The 15,561-nt window shown below is 63.1% G+C and carries 14 protein-coding genes and 1 tRNA gene; 6 read left to right on the top strand and 9 right to left on the bottom strand.

Annotation, left to right across the window (positions count from 1 at the left end; translation table 11 throughout):
* Window positions 1-22 precede the first annotated feature (22 nt).
* The 5 genes from A3840_RS02485 to A3840_RS02465 form a co-directional block, all read right to left on the bottom strand.
* On the bottom strand, window positions 23-1,171 hold the full coding sequence (locus tag A3840_RS02485; protein WP_067451342.1) for a mandelate racemase family protein: 1,149 nt from the start codon (window positions 1,169-1,171) through the stop codon (window positions 23-25).
* Window positions 1,172-1,261: 90 nt separating this feature from the next.
* Window positions 1,262-2,860 carry an ABC transporter substrate-binding protein gene (locus A3840_RS02480; protein WP_067451339.1) on the bottom strand — a complete coding sequence of 533 codons (1,599 nt, stop codon included), beginning with the start codon at window positions 2,858-2,860 and terminating at the stop codon, window positions 1,262-1,264.
* A 55-nt stretch (window positions 2,861-2,915) separates the two neighbouring features.
* Window positions 2,916-3,560: an SGNH/GDSL hydrolase family protein gene (locus tag A3840_RS02475; RefSeq protein WP_067451336.1), complete on the bottom strand. Its 645-nt coding sequence runs from the start codon at window positions 3,558-3,560 to the stop codon at window positions 2,916-2,918.
* The gene (locus A3840_RS02470) at window positions 3,557-4,186 is read right to left on the bottom strand and encodes an SGNH/GDSL hydrolase family protein (RefSeq protein WP_067451333.1); all 630 of its coding nucleotides are present in this window, start codon (window positions 4,184-4,186) and stop codon (window positions 3,557-3,559) included. Before A3840_RS02470 ends, A3840_RS02475 begins: the two co-directional genes overlap by 4 nt.
* Before the next feature lie 233 nt (window positions 4,187-4,419).
* Window positions 4,420-5,181, bottom strand: a complete 762-nt coding sequence (locus A3840_RS02465) for an SDR family oxidoreductase (RefSeq protein WP_067451392.1) — start codon at window positions 5,179-5,181, stop codon at window positions 4,420-4,422.
* Window positions 5,182-5,614: 433 nt separating this feature from the next.
* Here A3840_RS02465 and A3840_RS02460 point away from each other — a divergent pair, with 433 nt between their 5' ends.
* Window positions 5,615-6,676, top strand: a complete 1,062-nt coding sequence (locus A3840_RS02460) for a PAS domain S-box protein (protein WP_067451330.1) — start codon at window positions 5,615-5,617, stop codon at window positions 6,674-6,676.
* Window positions 6,677-6,718: 42 nt separating this feature from the next.
* Here A3840_RS02460 and A3840_RS02455 read toward each other — a convergent pair whose 3' ends face one another.
* On the bottom strand, window positions 6,719-6,979 hold the full coding sequence (locus tag A3840_RS02455; RefSeq protein WP_067451327.1) for a hypothetical protein: 261 nt from the start codon (window positions 6,977-6,979) through the stop codon (window positions 6,719-6,721).
* A gap of 253 nt (window positions 6,980-7,232) precedes the next feature.
* Window positions 7,233-7,322 (bottom strand) — tRNA-Ser (locus A3840_RS02450).
* 227 nt (window positions 7,323-7,549) lie between these two features.
* On the opposite strand from A3840_RS02450, the gene A3840_RS02445 reads away from it, so the two are divergent.
* The 3 genes from A3840_RS02445 (at window position 7,550) to A3840_RS02435 (ending at window position 9,048) form a co-directional block, all read left to right on the top strand.
* Window positions 7,550-7,873 carry a hypothetical protein gene (locus A3840_RS02445; protein ID WP_067451324.1) on the top strand — a complete coding sequence of 108 codons (324 nt, stop codon included), beginning with the start codon at window positions 7,550-7,552 and terminating at the stop codon, window positions 7,871-7,873.
* A 54-nt stretch (window positions 7,874-7,927) separates the two neighbouring features.
* The gene (gene msrA, locus A3840_RS02440) at window positions 7,928-8,584 is read left to right on the top strand and encodes a peptide-methionine (S)-S-oxide reductase MsrA (protein ID WP_067451321.1); all 657 of its coding nucleotides are present in this window, start codon (window positions 7,928-7,930) and stop codon (window positions 8,582-8,584) included.
* Between the two features lie 101 nt (window positions 8,585-8,685).
* On the top strand, window positions 8,686-9,048 hold the full coding sequence (locus tag A3840_RS02435) for an MmcQ/YjbR family DNA-binding protein (RefSeq protein ID WP_245676534.1): 363 nt from the start codon (window positions 8,686-8,688) through the stop codon (window positions 9,046-9,048).
* Here the strand turns inward: A3840_RS02435 and A3840_RS02430 are convergent.
* Window positions 9,045-10,850 carry a hypothetical protein gene (locus A3840_RS02430; protein WP_067451318.1) on the bottom strand — a complete coding sequence of 602 codons (1,806 nt, stop codon included), beginning with the start codon at window positions 10,848-10,850 and terminating at the stop codon, window positions 9,045-9,047. The genes A3840_RS02435 and A3840_RS02430 overlap by 4 nt on opposite strands.
* 845 nt (window positions 10,851-11,695) lie before the next feature.
* Window positions 11,696-12,343 (bottom strand): TetR family transcriptional regulator C-terminal domain-containing protein, encoded by a 648-nt coding sequence (locus A3840_RS02425; protein ID WP_067451387.1) that lies wholly within the window; start codon window positions 12,341-12,343, stop codon window positions 11,696-11,698.
* A 236-nt stretch (window positions 12,344-12,579) separates the two neighbouring features.
* Here A3840_RS02425 and aptA point away from each other — a divergent pair, with 236 nt between their 5' ends.
* Both aptA and A3840_RS02415 read left to right on the top strand, forming a co-directional pair.
* Window positions 12,580-13,860 carry an omega-aminotransferase AptA gene (gene aptA, locus A3840_RS02420; RefSeq protein WP_067451384.1) on the top strand — a complete coding sequence of 427 codons (1,281 nt, stop codon included), beginning with the start codon at window positions 12,580-12,582 and terminating at the stop codon, window positions 13,858-13,860.
* A gap of 66 nt (window positions 13,861-13,926) precedes the next feature.
* Window positions 13,927-15,423, top strand: a complete 1,497-nt coding sequence (locus tag A3840_RS02415) for a CoA-acylating methylmalonate-semialdehyde dehydrogenase (RefSeq protein WP_067451315.1) — start codon at window positions 13,927-13,929, stop codon at window positions 15,421-15,423.
* Window positions 15,424-15,561: the final 138 nt, after the last annotated feature.

Below are 15,561 nucleotides of genomic sequence, written 5' to 3'. Positions count from 1 at the left end.
GGTGAATCGCGCGGGTTGATCCCTATTCGACCCGATTGTTCTCGATGAACTCGAAGTTGATGGCTTCGCCAATGCCGGGGCGATCCGGGACGTGAACATAGCCGTCCTGGTCCATGGGATCGGAAAGCGCGGTCAGGTAGTCGAAGCCATCGTCATATTCGAGGAATGGGTGCAGCAGGCCGCGCTCGTACCAACGGCAATTCTTGGAAGTCGCCGCGACGACAAGGTTCATCGAGCCATTGCCATGAATCTCGCAGTCCATGCCGAAGCATTCGGCGAGCCGCATGGTCTTGAGCGCGGGGGTGATGCCTCCGACGTCACTGACGCCGGTCCGCAAGATGTCGACCGCGCCGCTCTTGACCCATTCGGCACGATGCCAGTGCTTGCCGCTGGCGCTTTCCGGTCCGAGGACGGGAATGTCGAGATTGTCGGAAAGCCATTTGTAGGAGCTCATGGACTGCTCATCCATGCTTTCCTCGATCCAGTCGAAGCCGAGCTTTTCGAGCCCGCGGCCGAGTTCGAGCGAATCGACGCGGCTATACCAATGGAAGGCGTCGATCATCAGGTGGATGTCCGGGCCCACCGCTTCGCGAACCGCGGCACAGGCCTTTAGGTCCATCTTGACGTCCGGTGCCCAGGACACCGGCGGCATCCAGGTATGAAGCTTGATGCCCTTGTAGCCGCGCTTCACCAGCTTTTCGGCGAAGCGACCGTAGTCTTCCGGCGTTGCCAGACCGCCTTCGAGTTCATCGCCACACATGATCGAGCCATAGGCGCGAACCTTGTTCCGGTACGCTCCGATGAGTTTGTGCACCGGCTGGTTCAGCGCACGGCCGGCAAGGTCCCAGAGAGCGACATCGACGGCGGCGAGAGTGCGATCGGTCAATTGGGCGGCCGAACCCCGCTGCCAATGCGCCAGCTCATGCCACAAACGCTCACGATCGCGGTGGTCCTGGCCGATCAACACCTTCTTGACGAACTTGTCGATCACATGCGGGCGCACGATTTCAGGGGCGCCGAAACTATAGCCTTCATGCCCATCTTCGGTGCGGATGATCAGCATGGCCTGCTTGACCTTGTGCTCCGGGCCCGGATGCGCGTGGCCGGCAGTGTCGGCGTGGCGCCTTGTGGTGGTCAGGAAGGTTTTCACCGAAACGTCTGTGATGATCATTGCTGGTCCTAAGGGGCGAACAGCCGGGAAAGGCTGGATGGAAGGCGAGAAGCCCGGTTGGACCGGGCTTCTCTGGGAGGGACGAGGTTGTCAGCGGTTCTTGGAGACGTCGCCGAAATCGGTACGCCACGGGTCGACGGTCAGGCCCTCCACATCCTCCCGGAATGCGGCAGTGACCACCACCTCAGAGAACGGCTGGATGGCCGGGATCATGTCGGCGTAATAGTTCTGGATCTCTTCATAAGCGGCAACCTGCTCGGTGCGGTCGGCGATCAGCAGAGCGTCCTCGATCATTCGGTTGAGCTCTTCGTCATAAAAGCTCGTGCGCCAGCCCTGGTAATTGGTGAGCTTGGCTTCATCCGAATTGTCCGGGTTGAACGCTGTGGCGCGCAGGTTGGAGTCCGGATGCGGATGCTGGCCGCCACCGCCACGACCGACGATGAGCTGGAAGTTGCGTTCGCGCATGGCGCCGTAGACCTGGTCGCCATTGCCGGTGATGAGGTTGGCACGGATGCCCGCCTGCCCCAGCGTCGCCTGGATCGCCGTTGCCGCGTCGAGGAATGGCGGCTCGTTCAAGGCATGCAGCGTGACCTCGAACCCATCGGCAAAGCCGGCCTCTGCCAGAAGGTTCTTGGCGCGCTCGACATCGAGGGTATAGCCGGGGCTGGGCAAGATGCCCATGGCCGTCGAGTTAAGCGGACGCTGATGCGGCGTGCCATAGAACCGCATGACCGAATTGTTGAGGCCTTCGTAGTCGATCAGGTAGCGCAAGGCTTCGCGCACCTTTGGATTTGCGAGGCGCTCATCCTTCATCGATACGGCAAGATAGTAGAAGCCGGCGCTGGGCACGGTTTCGATTTCAATGCCCTCGGCGTTCTGAAGGGCTGCAAGGTCCGCTGCCAGCAGCGAATAGGCGATATCGATATCGCCGCGCTCGAGTTGCAGGCGCTGGGACTGCGATTCCGGCAGGTGGCGGATCAGCACGCGCCGCATGGCCGCCGCCTCGTCCCAGTGGCTGTCGCTGCGATCAAGGATGACGTGTTCGTTGGAGCGCCACTCGGTCAGCGTGAAGGCTCCCGAACCCGCAGAATTGGTGCGCAGCCAGTTTTCGCCCAGGTCGCCATCGGTTTCGTTGGCCAGAACGGTCTGGCTGTCGAGGATCGAGCCGGGGCCGGGCAGGGCGATGACCATCATCACCATGCGCGGATCGTCCGCCTGCGGCAGGTTGATCTGCACGGTGTCTTCATCGACCGCGACGAAGCTGGCTTCTGCGTTTTCGGCCGAGAAACCCCGGGTCTTGAGGAAGGAGGAATTGGCGAGGTTGAGCGTCATCAGGCGCGTCAGCGACCAGACGACGTCCTGCGCGGTCACCTTGTTGCCCGAGGCGAACTGCGCATCGCGCAGGTTGAAGGTGATCGCGGTGTTGTCTTCGTTGATCTCCCAGGTCTCTGCCAGCGCTGGCAGGAACTCGCCGGGATTGTCATCGTCGAGCTTGATCAGCGTGTCATAGACCGCGGACAGCACCTGCGCGGTTTCGCGGCTGCCCGTGGATGCCGGATCGAGCGTCAGCACATTGCTCAGCGACATGGCGACGACCAGCTGGTCATTGGGCGTTGCGGCGTTGGCGGCGGTCAGGGCCGAGCCTGCCATCAGCGCCGCGATCGCCACCGTAGAGACGATTTTCTTCATTGGTTTCCTCCCAGAAGTCTGATGGCGTCGAGCATTTGCTATAGTACAGCTTTTGTCAATAGTCAGACAACTCGGCAAGCTTGTTACGTAGATGCACGGAAAGGGTTTGGCCCAGAGCTTGCGTCTGCTCCCTGTCGAGGTGCACTCCGTCTGCCATCGACGGGATGGACGATGTTCCGGCATCGAAGAACCAGACGGCCTCGGTTTCGGCCACCGAACGGTAAAGCGGCGCCAGGAGCCGCGACTGGTTGAGCGTCTCTTCGCTGACCTCGGGGCGGGCGGGCGTTGGGATGCGCGGCGGCGGGGCAACGATCAGGATCTTGGGAACGGCGCCATCGATATAGGGGTGCGTCCGCACCAATTGCACCAGCCGTCTCAACCCAGCCTGCGCCCCTTGCGCTAAACCGCATAAATGGGGCTTCAAATCGTTGGTGCCGAGCATGATAATGACGAGGCTGAGCGGCTGGTGCGAACTCAGGAGCATGGGGAGCGAGCGCGCAGCGTTGCGCTCTTCCAGAACGGCGTGATCGTCAAAACTCGTGGTCCGCCCGCAAAGGGCTTCCGTCACGACCTCGGCGCCCTCGCCGAGACCTGTCTGCATGACATGGGGCCACTGAAATGCCCGCGGGTGTCGGCGCTTGGTCGCGGGGTCGGCGCCCCAGGTGAGGCTGTCGCCGACCACAAGAATGGTCTTCGTCACTGATCGAGCAGCTCTTTGACCACGGGCAACAGCGCTTTGCCAAGCGCCACGGTGTCTTCGGCGCTTAGGTGGACGCCATCGATGGGCGATGCGGAACAGATCTGCCCTGCGTCAAAGAAGGCGACGTTCTCGGCCTGGGCAAGGGCGCGGTAGGCGGGGGCCAGCGCCTGCGATTCACTGATGGACCGGTTTTGTGCCGGGGCGCCGCCTGGCCCGGCTACGCAGGGCGGTGGCGCGATGACGAGAATTTTGGGGATATTCCCGCTCTTGTAGGGGAAGTATTTGACGATCTGGATCAGTCGCTTCATGCCTGCGGCAGCACCCGAAGCCAGGCCGCAGATATAGGGCTTGAGGTCGTTGGTGCCCAACATGATCACCACGAGATCGAGCGGCTGGTGCGTTCCGAGCAGGACGGGCAATGTCCGCGCCGCGTTGCGATCGCAGGGGCCGGAGAAATCGTCGAAGCTGGTGTTCCGTCCGCCAAGGCCGTCAGCCACGATGTAGACTTTGTCGCCCAGCTCCTTACTCAAGATGGATGGAAAGCGGATAGGGTATGGATGGCGGGCTCCTGTTTGAGGATCCGCGCCCCAAGTTAAACTATCACCAAAAACGAGGACTTCCTGCATGCGTCACCTCCAACTGGCATCTCGCTACCAAACTAACACATTGCGGTCGACTGAATTATAGATCTATCAGACAACTAAGTGTTGGAAGGGTTGGCGCGATTGCGCGCTTGGTGCGCCCCGATAGCGCCCGGGCCCGTACGCGTTGCGCGTCTGACTATTGTGGAGAGTCGGTCAGCCCCAAGCTGGTGATCGCGGAATTGGGGCCGACAGAGCGGACCGTTCCGTCCTGGTCGTCAGAGCAATCGAACGGACATACCGCCGTCCACCACCATCGGGGAGCCGGTCATAAAGCCAGCGCGATCGGAAAGCATGAACAACGCCGCCTGAGCTATCTCTGTCGGTTCAGCCATGCGCTTTATCGGGTGTAGGCCTGACACAAAGGCAAGCACTTCCCTGTTCCCTTCGCCTCCGGCAGGGGTGATGGTGCCGCCGGGGAGAAGTGAGTTGACCCGGATGCCTTCGGCGGCATGCTCCGCGGCGAGAGACTGCACAAATCCGTTCATGCCGGCCTTGGTCGCCGCATAGGCGCTCATGCCGGGCAGGCCGCCATTGCTGAAGCCGACGAAAGACGATGTGAACACGATCGCGCCACCACCGCGCTTCTGGAGTGCCGGTATCTGTGCCTGGGCGGCGTGGAATGCGGCTGTAAGATTCACGGCGACAACCGAGTTCCAATTCTCGATCGTCATCGAGGTGACCGGCGTCATTTGGCCGACTATGCCGGCATTGTTGAACGCGCCATCCAGCCCGCCGAATTCTTGCTCGGCCAGCTCGACCAGGGACGAAGCATAAGACGGGTCGGAGACATCGCCGCTCAATAGGGCGGCGCGCCCACCATTGTCCTGATTGATTTCATCGGCGAGGATCGTGAGTTCATGCCGCCGCCGCGCTCCCAGGATGACATTGGCGCCTTCGCGGGCGAAAAGCCGTGCCGCCGCCGCCCCGATACCGCTGCTCGCGCCCGTGATGATGATGTTTTTCTTTTCAAGTTCCATGCCAGGCTCCCTGCTATTGGCCATGCCGATCTATGGGCCCCTTCGCCAATTGGCGACCCGGTTTTGGCTGAACTCGAATTCGGTGGCGCCTGACATCACCATGAACATGCGGTCGGCCTGGACCTCGTCTTCAACAGCGGATCGTCGATGGGAAGGATTGGCGCCTCGCGTATGGTGGGTCTCCAATAGCCCAAACTAATCCGCGCCTTGTGGGGCGACAAAACGCGGGTCTGGGTATTTCAGAGCTTTCCAGGCGCTGCGGCGTCGCGAAACAGATACAGGATTAGAGCGTTGAGTGATCGAGAGGCAATGAAGCGGCTTGTCTCCGCAGGAAATGTGAAGGGTTAGCCCTTGCCCGTGCTATTGTCTGTCAGCGTTGCGGCGCGCGATAATATCGTGAAGCGCATTTGAAGTTATATGAGAGGATTTTGAGATGGTGCTTTTGACAAGCTCCGATCTCGTCGCTGCTCGCCTGGCAGCCATCGTCGACAATTCCTTCGATGCGATTGTCAGCAAGGATTTGAACAGCGTTATCCAGACTTGGAATGCGGGTGCCGAGCGCTTGTTCGGGTACACCGCTGAGGAGGCGATAGGCCAATCCATCCGGATGCTGATACCGCCGCATCTGGCGAGCGAGGAAGAAGACATCATAGCTCGCATCCGCGCCGGCGAGCGCATCGATAGTTACGATACCATTCGCCTCAAAAAGGACGGCACTCAGATCGCTGTATCGCTGACGGTCTCACCGATCAGGGACAATGACGGGGAGATAGTCGGGGCGTCCAAAATCGCCCGGGATATCAGCGCTGCCCGCGATGCGGAACAGCGAATCCGTTTGTTACTCCGGGAAGTCAATCATCGGGTGAAGAACCAGTTCGCGGTGATCCTCTCGATCATCCGCGAGACGAGCAATCGAGCGCGATCCACCGAGGAGTTCGAAGCGCATGTCCGAGACCGTATCATGGCGCTCTCGCGCTCACACGATTTGCTGGTGAACACGGATTGGACGGGTGCCGGCTTGTTCGAAGTCGTTCAGGAGCACCTGAGCATCTTCGGCAATCCCGAACAGATCAATCTGTCCGGTCCCCTCGTCATGTTGCAGCCCAATGCCGTCCAGAACCTCGGCATGGCGATGCATGAGCTCGGAACGAATGCGACAAAGTATGGCGCGCTCTCGGCGCAAGGTGGGCGGGTGAACGTGCATTGGGAAACGCGACCCGATGAAGCCGGTAGCAAGAACCTTGTGCTGACCTGGGAAGAAATCTTTCCCGAGATTGTGGGCGCGAATGAAAAGGAGGCGCCGCCGCGTCGCGGATTTGGCAGCGTTGTTCTAGAGCGGGTCGTGCCATTAAGTCTGAACGGCAAGGCCACGCTCGTGCGCGAGAACGGCCGCCTGGCTTGGACCCTGACCGCTCCCGCTTCTGAGGTTTTTGGCCAAGGCGGCCCGGTCGGTGCGACGGAGCCTTCCCCATGGAGTCTGGGAAAAATCGGTTAGGTGGGCGGGAAGCGCCGGCCGGACCGATCGACACGTTCGACGCTAGACGTTCCTGGTGATCTTGGGTGGATCGCTGGCAGGAAAAGTCTGCTCCAGCTGCTTATCCAGTTCCGCATCGGCCGCCCGTGATCGCAGGAGCTCCAGGCCGGACGAGGTGAGTTCAGGTCCGTCCTCCTTCTGCTCGACAAGAGCCAGTGAAAGCAGCTTTGCGAAATGCCGGGGGTCCACCTCCTCGGGCTGATCCAGGGACTGGAAGCGAGCCAAGGTCTCCATCTCGTCTACAGTCAAATCCAGATCGGTCATATCTGCCTCCTCTGAAGCGCCCTCCGGTAAACTGTCGAGCCGATGGTCCGTTGCAATCGGCAATCCAGGATGTGGTTGAGTGGGCGTGGCTTGGTTGCGTCGCCAGTGAACGCCACCTCGCGAGAAGTGGCCGGTTGCGCCGACCCCGACATTGTTGCCCCAGACGTCAAAAGCACCGCACATATCGGCGGGCGGAATCCTGTGACGGAATCCGCTGTTCGATCATGCCTTAGAAATTTCAATGGCTTGGGAATGGCGGAGAGAGAGGGATTCGAACCCTCGAGACGGTTCCCCGCCTACACACTTTCCAGGCGTGCGCCTTCGACCACTCGGCCATCTCTCCGCATCGCGCCTGTCCAGCATATAATACCGGAACCGCAACCCGTTCGGGCCGTTGCGAGCGAGGCGCAATATACCCATGATCGTTGCGGGCGCAAGGGATCACTTTGGCGACAGCGCAATTGTTTTTCCCGCCTGCAAATCCCATCTTGTGGGGCATGGTTTGGGCGTGGCAGAAGGGCGGGGTGCCGGGGGGCTTTGCATTGGTTCTGACAAGCACAGGGAAAGTTCATGCGGCTTGTCTTTAGACTATTGGGCACCTGGCTGATCGGCATTGCGCTGGTTTTTCTTGTCGTGGACGGCACCAAGTCCTTGGCGGCCAATGCCCTGGTCTTTACCGGCTTCGGACAAGCCTGGACTCAATTGCATCCGGCCAGTCTCGAGGCCGTCGATGCCTTTTTCGAAAGCCGGTTCTTCGCCGATCTGCTGCATGTGGTGCTCCAGGCCGTGCTGACCTATCCGGCCTTCGCCGTCTTCGCCGTGCCGGGCGTGATCCTGGCGCTGGCGGGCCGCCGGCCGCGCCGCGAGCGCTTCCTGCGGCACGAACAGATCTAGCCACCTGCAAAAAGGCCGGCTGCATCCCCATATAGGGATCGAAAGGAGCATCAGATGTTCTTCCGTCAAAAGCCGATGACCCTCCCCGATGCCGCCGAGGCGCTGCCCGGCCGCGCCGAGGAAATGTCCATTGCGCCCAATCACTTCGTCAATGGCGCCCCGCTCAAGGGCCCTTATCCCGAAGGGGCCGAGACTATCTATTTCGGCCTCGGCTGCTTCTGGGGCGCCGAACGGCTGTTCTGGCAATTGCCGGGGGTGATCGTCACCGCGGTGGGCTATCAGGGCGGGCACACGCCCAATCCCAGCTATGAGGAAACCTGTTCTGGCCTCACCGGGCATACCGAGGCGGTCAAGGTGGTCTACGACCCGGCCAAGGTCAGCCTCGAAACCCTGCTCAAGACCTTCTGGGAGGAGCACGACCCCACCCAGGGCATGCGGCAGGGCAATGATATGGGCACGCAATATCGCTCGGCCATCTATACGACCACGCCGCAACAGGCTGAAATCGTTGAGAAAAGCCGCGAGGCCTATGGCGCGGCCCTGCGCCAGCGGGGCCTGGGTCCGATCACCACCGAGATCGCGCCGGCCGGCCCCTTCTATTATGCCGAGACCTATCACCAGCAATATCTGGCCAAGAACCCCAATGGCTATTGCGGGCTGGCGGGCACCGGGGTGAGCTGCCCGATCGGGCTGGGCGTCGCCGCCGGCTAGACAATATTGGCCGCTGGCCCGGCAAGTAAAACAATGTCAACAAAGGCGTCGCGGATCGTCACCCGCGGCGCCTTTTCGTCAGCAGACTGTTAACCTTGACCATGCCCCATCTGCCCATAATGCATCGTCCGGCCTTCGAGGCCTTCGTGCTCGGCCTGCCGGCCGCGACCCTGGTGCGGCAATGGCGCGATGATTCGGTGGCCAAGGTCGGCGGCCGGATCTTCTGCCTGCTCGATCGCGATCCCGGCGAGGTCTGGCTCAAGGTGTCGGACATGGCGTTCGAGCTGATGACGGATGTGCCCGGCATCCGGCCCGCGCCCTATTTCGCCCGCGCCGGCTGGGTGGCGATTTCCCATCTGAGCCCGCTCGATGATGCCGAGGTTCGTGCCTATATCGTGGCCGCCCATGGCCTCGTGGCGCAAAGGCTGAGCCGCAAGGCCCGGACGGCGCTGGGCCTGGACTAGGGCGCGAGGTTCGGGGGCAGGACGGCATAGATTTTGAGCGGGCCGTCCAGGGAAACGTCGGCCAGCCAGTCGGGCGGATCGCCTTCGGCCAGGAGATTGAGCAGCGTGCCCGGCTCGGCGCGGGCCGGGCCCTGCATTTCCGGCAAGGCCGGGCAGGTGACCACGAGGCCCAGCCCCCGCGCGGCGGCGATGGCGCGGGCCCCCTCGGCGGGGCGGTTGAAGAAGCGGAACGTGTCGAGCAGGCCCGCCTCGTTGCGATGATAGGGCGCCGAGACCACGGCATGGCCGGTTTCGAGCAGGATATGCGAGCCCAGGTCGATCGGCGCCATGATGCGCTCGGGCGGCAGGCCGCGCAAATCCACATAGGCAGCAGGGGCAAGGCAGGCGGCGCGCCCGCTCGATATATCGGCGGCGCGGGCGCCGGTGGCCGATGGCTGGGGCAGCAGCGCCAGGACCGCGCCGGTGCCCAGCATGAGCACGATGCCCGCCGAGGCGAGCCAGGCCCCGAGCAGGGCGGCGATCTCCCCGGCCCCGCGGCGCGCGAGATAGGCCTGCCGGGCCCGGGCGATGAGCCAGGCGGCGGCGGGCACGGCGGGCAGCACGGCCAGCCGCGCCCCGCGCACCTGCGCCAGCATGATCAGCGCCGTGGCGGCGATGAAGACCAGGAGGATCAGCCATTCGAGCCGGCTTTGCCGTTCCAGGCGGAGCGCGGCGAGGCCGGCGAAAAGCCCGATCAGCACCGGCACGCCCACGCCCACGGCATAGGCGGGAATTTCGCCCAGCGAGCGGTGCCAGGGCTTGGCCTCGACGATGGCGGCGATCCAATTGTCGATCAGCCAGGGATCGAGCTCGGCATAGGGGCCGGCCAGGCATTGCGGATAGGCCAGGACGACAACGGCGATGGCGGCCAGCCCCAGGATCGCGAGCAGGGCCAGGCGTTGCCAGGCCAGGCGCGGCGCGGGCAGGAGCGAAGCCAATAGATAGGCCGCGCCCACCATGAGGCCGGCCAGCACATAGACCGGCGAGATCATGTCGCAGGCGGCCTCGAACCAGAGCGCGAGAGGGCGCGCCAGCATGAGATGGCCCACCATGCCAAAAGCGAAGCCGAGCCCGAAGCGGCGCAGATTGGCGGCCCGGGCCGGATCGGCGACGTAGGCCAGGCCGAAGGCCAGGATGGCGGCGACGATGCCGGGCAGGGCCTCGATGGCGATGGCCAGGGCCGTCGCGGCGATGAGCCCGCCCAGCCAGGCCCAGAGCGGCTGCCGGAGCGCGCGCAGGGCCGCCAGTAGCCCCGCCATGGTCAAGAGCACGATGACATTGTGATGGTCGAGCCGGCCGGGCATGAATTCGGCCAGGATGGCGGGAGCGAGAATGGGCAGGACCAGAGCGGCCACCAGGCCCTCGCGGCCCACCAGGTCCAGCGTCACCCGCGCCGACAGATAGAGCATGACGGCCAGGAGCAGCAGCGGCCAGAGCGTGCCGGTCACCGCGATGGCGGCGGGGCCGAAGACCAGGCCCGACAGGGCGAGGAGGCCCGCCAGCGGCACATCGATCAGCCGCGACCAGTGGATTTCCACGCCATAGGGCGTGTTGAGCCGGTGCTGGACCAGGTCATGCCAGCCCTGCCCGGCGAGGAAATCGCGCACCACCACCATGCGCATGGCGTCGTCGGTATCCCCGAACAGCGGCCCATCGGCGCCGGCATTGGCGCCGCGTAGCAGCAGCGCCCCGGCCGCAAGGCCCCAGACGAGCAGCAGGGAAAGCCAGTCGCGGCGGGCGAGGGGAGGGAATTGGGCGGACACGCGGAGCCTCTGGAGGATGAGCGGCGCGCCAGCATGACCGGGCCGGGTTAATGGCGGGTGTGCTGGGCGGGGATGGCCGGGGCGGGTGGGGGAGGGAAATTCGCGGAAAAGGTCCGGAGACCTCATGGTGAGCTTGTCGAACCACGGGGGCGGGAACGCGGGAAGATGAGTGCCACGACCTCGTCCTTCGACAGGCTCAGGATGAGGTCTATTGCTGCTGCGGTGATGGAAGCAGGGGCGACGCTCCGCCATTCGCGCATAGCGCTCATGGCCTTCTCGCCTCAAACCTCTCCACCGGAGAGATTTGCCCTGCGGGGCGGCTCGAAGCCCCTCATCCGCCCTTCGGGCACCCTCGGGTCAAGCCCGGGGGCAGGCTCTTCTCTCGCGAGGGGAGAAGGGGCTTCGGTTTGCTCGGTAAGTTTGGTGCTTTCGCCGCCTCCCCCTTGAGAGAGGGATATCGCATATGGGCCGATAGGATCGAGGGGGGCGCCCCCCACCCCATCCCTCCCCGCAAGGGTGCCGGGCCGGCGTATGAGACGCAAATACTGCCCCGCACTGGATGCGGCACCTCCCCCTTGACGGGGGAGGATGGGAGGGGGTGCCGGCAGGCGGGAGACATTTGGCTATAGGCGATAGACCTGCCCTTGCGGAGGGCTGGGGAGGGCTGGCTTTTGTGGAATACTGATGGACCCCCACCCTCATTCCCTCCCCTCATGGGGGGAGTCGATAGAGGCTCCATCAGCTTGCGCGATGTCATCCCCGCGCAAGCGGGACCTCCGTTTTGAATAACAGGGGTTCCCGCTTTCGCGGGAATGACGCCGCGGGTGGCGCCTCATGCGCGGGCGTCAGGCCGTTTTCGTGCCCTGCCGCTGCCTGGGGGTCAGGCCGTGCATGAAGAGCTGTTCGAGATAGCGGGCGGCGTCGTCGAAGCGGCCTTCGCCATTGCGGTCCTTGCCCAGCACGGCGCGCACCTGCACGTCGAAATCGGCGTAGTGCTGGGTGGTGGCCCAGATGGAAAAGATCAGGTGATAGGGATCGGTGCGGGCGAGCTTGCCCTGGTCCATCCAGACCTGCATGACGCGGGCCTTTTCGTCCACCAGGTTCTTGAGGTCGATCTCGATCATGTCGATGACATGTTCGGCGCCGCGCAGCATTTCATTGGCGAAGAGCCGGCTTTCGCGGGGAAAGTCGCGGGCCATTTCCAGCTTGCGGCGGATATAGGAGCGGATTTCGGCGAAGGGATCGCCGTCCTCGTCCATCTCGCGCAACGGCGCCAGCCAGGTGTCGAGCAGGGTGGAGATCAGGCGCCGGTGGATTTCTTCCTTCTTGGGAAAATAATAGAGCAGGTTGGGTTTGCTCATCCCCGCCACCTCGGCGATCTGGTCGATGGTGGCGCCGCGGAAGCCGTGGACCGAGAACACTTCCAGAGCCGCTTCCAGGATGATGTCCTGCTTTTCCCTCTGGATGCGGGTCTGCGGCCGGCTGCGGGGCATGCGGCCGCCCGGCAGACCGTCGCTCCGCTTCTGGTCGGCCGCCTTCACTTTTCTCGGTGCCATTTTCGCCTTGCGGGAATGTGTAGGGATGCTAACATTTTTCCAACTGGTCAAAATTTCTTGGGTTCGCGTCCGCGCGTCAAGGCCCAAAACGACGGCCGGGCCAATTCATCGGGAGCGAGAGTTTCGTGTCCACTTCATCCAATATTGCGCCGAACGACCTCAGCGCCTTCTGGATGCCCTTTACGGCAAACCGGCAGTTCAAGAAATCCCCGCGCATGTTCGTGGCCGCCAAGGACATGCATTACACGACCAGCGATGGCCGCCAGGTGCTGGACGGCACGGCGGGCCTATGGTGCGTCAATGCCGGCCATGCCCGGCCGAGGATCGTCGAAGCCATCGCCAGCCAGGCGGCCGAGCTCGATTATGCCCCCGCCTTCCAGATGGGCCATCCCAAGGCGTTCGAACTGGCCAATCGGCTGGTGGACCTGGCGCCCGAGGGGCTGGACCATGTGCTGTTCACCAATTCCGGCTCGGAATCGGTGGAGACGGCGCTCAAGGTGGCCTTGGCCTATCACCGGGTGAAGGGCGAGGGCAGCCGCTTCCGGCTGATCGGGCGCGAGCGCGGCTATCACGGCGTCAATTTCGGCGGTATTTCGGTGGGCGGCATCGTGCCCAATCGCAAGATGTTCGGCACCCTGCTCACCGGCGTCGATCACCTGCCGCACACGCATAACCTTGCCAAGAACGCCTTTTCGCGCGGCGAGCCGGCGCATGGCGCCGACCTGGCGGATGAGCTGGAACGCATCGTTGGCCTGCATGATGCCTCGACCATCGCCGCGGTCATCGTCGAGCCGGTGGCCGGCTCGACCGGGGTGCTCATTCCGCCGCCGGGCTATTTGAAGCGCCTGCGCGAGATCACCAAAAAGCACGGCATATTGCTGATCTTCGACGAGGTGATCACCGGCTATGGGCGGCTGGGCACGCCCTTCGCGGCCGATTATTTCGGCGTCACCCCCGATATCATGGTCACCGCCAAGGGCCTGACCAATGGCGTCATTCCGATGGGCGCGGTCATGGTGTCCAGGGAGATCCACGACGCCTTCATGACCGGGCCGGAACACGTCATCGAGTTCTTCCACGGCTATACCTATTCGGGCAATCCGATCGCCTCGGCGGCGGCTTTGGCGACGCTCGAAACCTATAAGGACGAGGGCCTTCTCACGCGCGGGGCGGCGCTCGCCAAGGTGTGGGAAGACGGGCTGCACAGCCTCAAGGGCCTGCCGCATATCATCGATATCCGCAATATCGGGCTGGTCGGCGCGATCGAATTGCAGCCCATCGAGGGGGCACCGACCAAGCGCGCCTTTGCCGCCTTCCTCAAGGCGTTCGAGCAGGGCCTGCTGATCCGCACCACCGGCGACATCATCGCGCTGTCGCCGCCGCTGATCGTCTCGGAAAACCAGATCGACCAGATCGTTTCGACGCTCTCGGGCATCCTCAAGACGCTTGAGTAAAATGGAACATACATTCTATAGATGGAAATATAGAATTTTTGTTCCCGCCAAGGAGAGGAACCTCTGATGCAGATCATCGAGAACGCCGTCGCCGGAAAGCGCTATGTGTCGTCTTCGACCCGGCGCGTGCCCGTGTTCAATCCCGCCACCGGCGAGCAGAGCGCCGAATTGCCGCTCTCGACCCTCTCCGAACTGGACGCGGCCGTCGCCTCGGCCAAGAAGGCGCAGGTGGCCTGGGGCCATACCCCGCCGATGAAGCGCGCCCGGGTGCTGTTCAAGTTCAAGGCATTGCTCGATCAATATGCCGACGATATCGCCCGCGAGATTTCGAAAGAGCACGGCAAGGTGCATGACGATGCGCTGGGGGAAGTGGCGCGCGGCATCGATTGCGTGGATTTCGCCTGCGGCATCCCGCATCTGCTCAAGGGCGAATTCTCCCGCAATGTTGGGCCGAACATCGACACCTATTCGGATCGCCAGCCGCTGGGCGTGGTGGCCGGCATCACCCCGTTCAACTTCCCGGCCATGGTGCCGATGTGGATGTATCCGGCGGCCATTGCCTGCGGCAATGCCTTCATCCTGAAACCCTCCGAGCGCGACCCCTCCGCCCCCATGCTGGCCTGGAACCTGTTCATGGAAGCCGGCCTGCCCGAGGGGATCCTCAATATCGTCCATGGCGACAAGGAAATGGTCGACGGCATTCTCGACCATCCCGATATCGCGGCGGTGTCTTTCGTGGGCTCCACCCCGATCGCCGAATATGTCTATCAGCGCGGCACCAGGGCCGGTAAGCGCGTCCAGGCCCTGGGCGGCGCCAAGAACCACATGATCATCATGCCCGATGCCGATCTCGACCAGGCGGCGGATGCCTTGATGGGCGCCGGCTATGGCTCGGCCGGCGAACGCTGCATGGCCATTTCGGTCGCCGTGCCGGTGGGCAAGGACACGGCCGATGCGCTGGTGGCCAAGCTCAAGCCGCGCGTCGAAAGCCTCAAGATCGGCCCCGCCACCGACAAGGACGCCGAAATGGGTCCGGTGGTGACGAAAATGCACCGCGACAAGATACTCTCCTATATCGACAAGGGCGAGGAACAGGGCGCCAAGCTGGTGGTCGATGGCCGCGGCTTCACCCTGCAGGGCTATGAAAACGGCTATTATGTCGGCGGCACTTTGTTCGACAATGTCGAGCCGCATATGGACATCTATAGAGACGAAATCTTCGGCCCGGTCCTCTCCGTGGTGCGCCGCGACAGCTTCAAGGACGCGGTCGATCTGATCCATGGCCACGAATATGCCAATGGCACGGCGATCTTCACCCGCGACGGCGACGCCGCCCGCGACTTCGCCGACAGGATCGAAGTGGGCATGGTCGGCATCAACGTGCCGATCCCGGTGCCGGTGGCCTATCACTCCTTCGGCGGCTGGAAGCGAAGCCTGTTCGGCGATCATTCCATCTACGGGCCCGAAGGCATCCACTTCTATACAAGGCTCAAAACCGTCACCACCCGCTGGCCCGCCGGCATCAAGGGCGGCGCGGAATTTTCGTTTCCGAGTGTGAAGTAGGCAATATGGTCAGCGTCAAACATCCATCGCTGACCTGCCGCCTCCACTCCCACGGGAGCGAGCCATGCCCGCTCTCTCCAATGTCGTCCCGGCCCCGCCGTTCGCTCATTCGCGACGACGGGGCTTTTGGTTTCGATT

This window comes from Devosia elaeis (assembly GCF_001650025.1).
GTDB lineage: Bacteria > Pseudomonadota > Alphaproteobacteria > Rhizobiales > Devosiaceae > Devosia > Devosia elaeis.
This window is presented reverse-complemented; position numbering and strand designations above follow the sequence as displayed.

Bases quoted from the DNA above. Each gene is read 5' to 3' on its own strand.
- aptA (WP_067451384.1), top strand. From the start codon at position 12,580: ATGCCCTTTACGGCAAACCGGCAGTTCAAGAAATCCCCGCGCATGTTC.
- A3840_RS02455 (WP_067451327.1), bottom strand. From the start codon at position 6,979: ATGACCGATCTGGATTTGACTGTAGACGAGATGGAGACCTTGGCTCGC.
- msrA (WP_067451321.1), top strand. From the start codon at position 7,928: ATGTTCTTCCGTCAAAAGCCGATGACCCTCCCCGATGCCGCCGAGGCG.
- A3840_RS02485 (WP_067451342.1), bottom strand. From the start codon at position 1,171: ATGATCATCACAGACGTTTCGGTGAAAACCTTCCTGACCACCACAAGG.
- A3840_RS02425 (WP_067451387.1), bottom strand. From the start codon at position 12,343: ATGCCCCGCAGCCGGCCGCAGACCCGCATCCAGAGGGAAAAGCAGGAC.
- A3840_RS02415 (WP_067451315.1), top strand. From the start codon at position 13,927: ATGCAGATCATCGAGAACGCCGTCGCCGGAAAGCGCTATGTGTCGTCT.
- A3840_RS02465 (WP_067451392.1), bottom strand. From the start codon at position 5,181: ATGGAACTTGAAAAGAAAAACATCATCATCACGGGCGCGAGCAGCGGT.
- A3840_RS02480 (WP_067451339.1), bottom strand. From the start codon at position 2,860: ATGAAGAAAATCGTCTCTACGGTGGCGATCGCGGCGCTGATGGCAGGC.
- A3840_RS02460 (WP_067451330.1), top strand. From the start codon at position 5,615: ATGGTGCTTTTGACAAGCTCCGATCTCGTCGCTGCTCGCCTGGCAGCC.
- A3840_RS02470 (WP_067451333.1), bottom strand. From the start codon at position 4,186: ATGCAGGAAGTCCTCGTTTTTGGTGATAGTTTAACTTGGGGCGCGGAT.
- A3840_RS02445 (WP_067451324.1), top strand. From the start codon at position 7,550: ATGCGGCTTGTCTTTAGACTATTGGGCACCTGGCTGATCGGCATTGCG.
- A3840_RS02435 (WP_245676534.1), top strand. From the start codon at position 8,686: ATGCCCCATCTGCCCATAATGCATCGTCCGGCCTTCGAGGCCTTCGTG.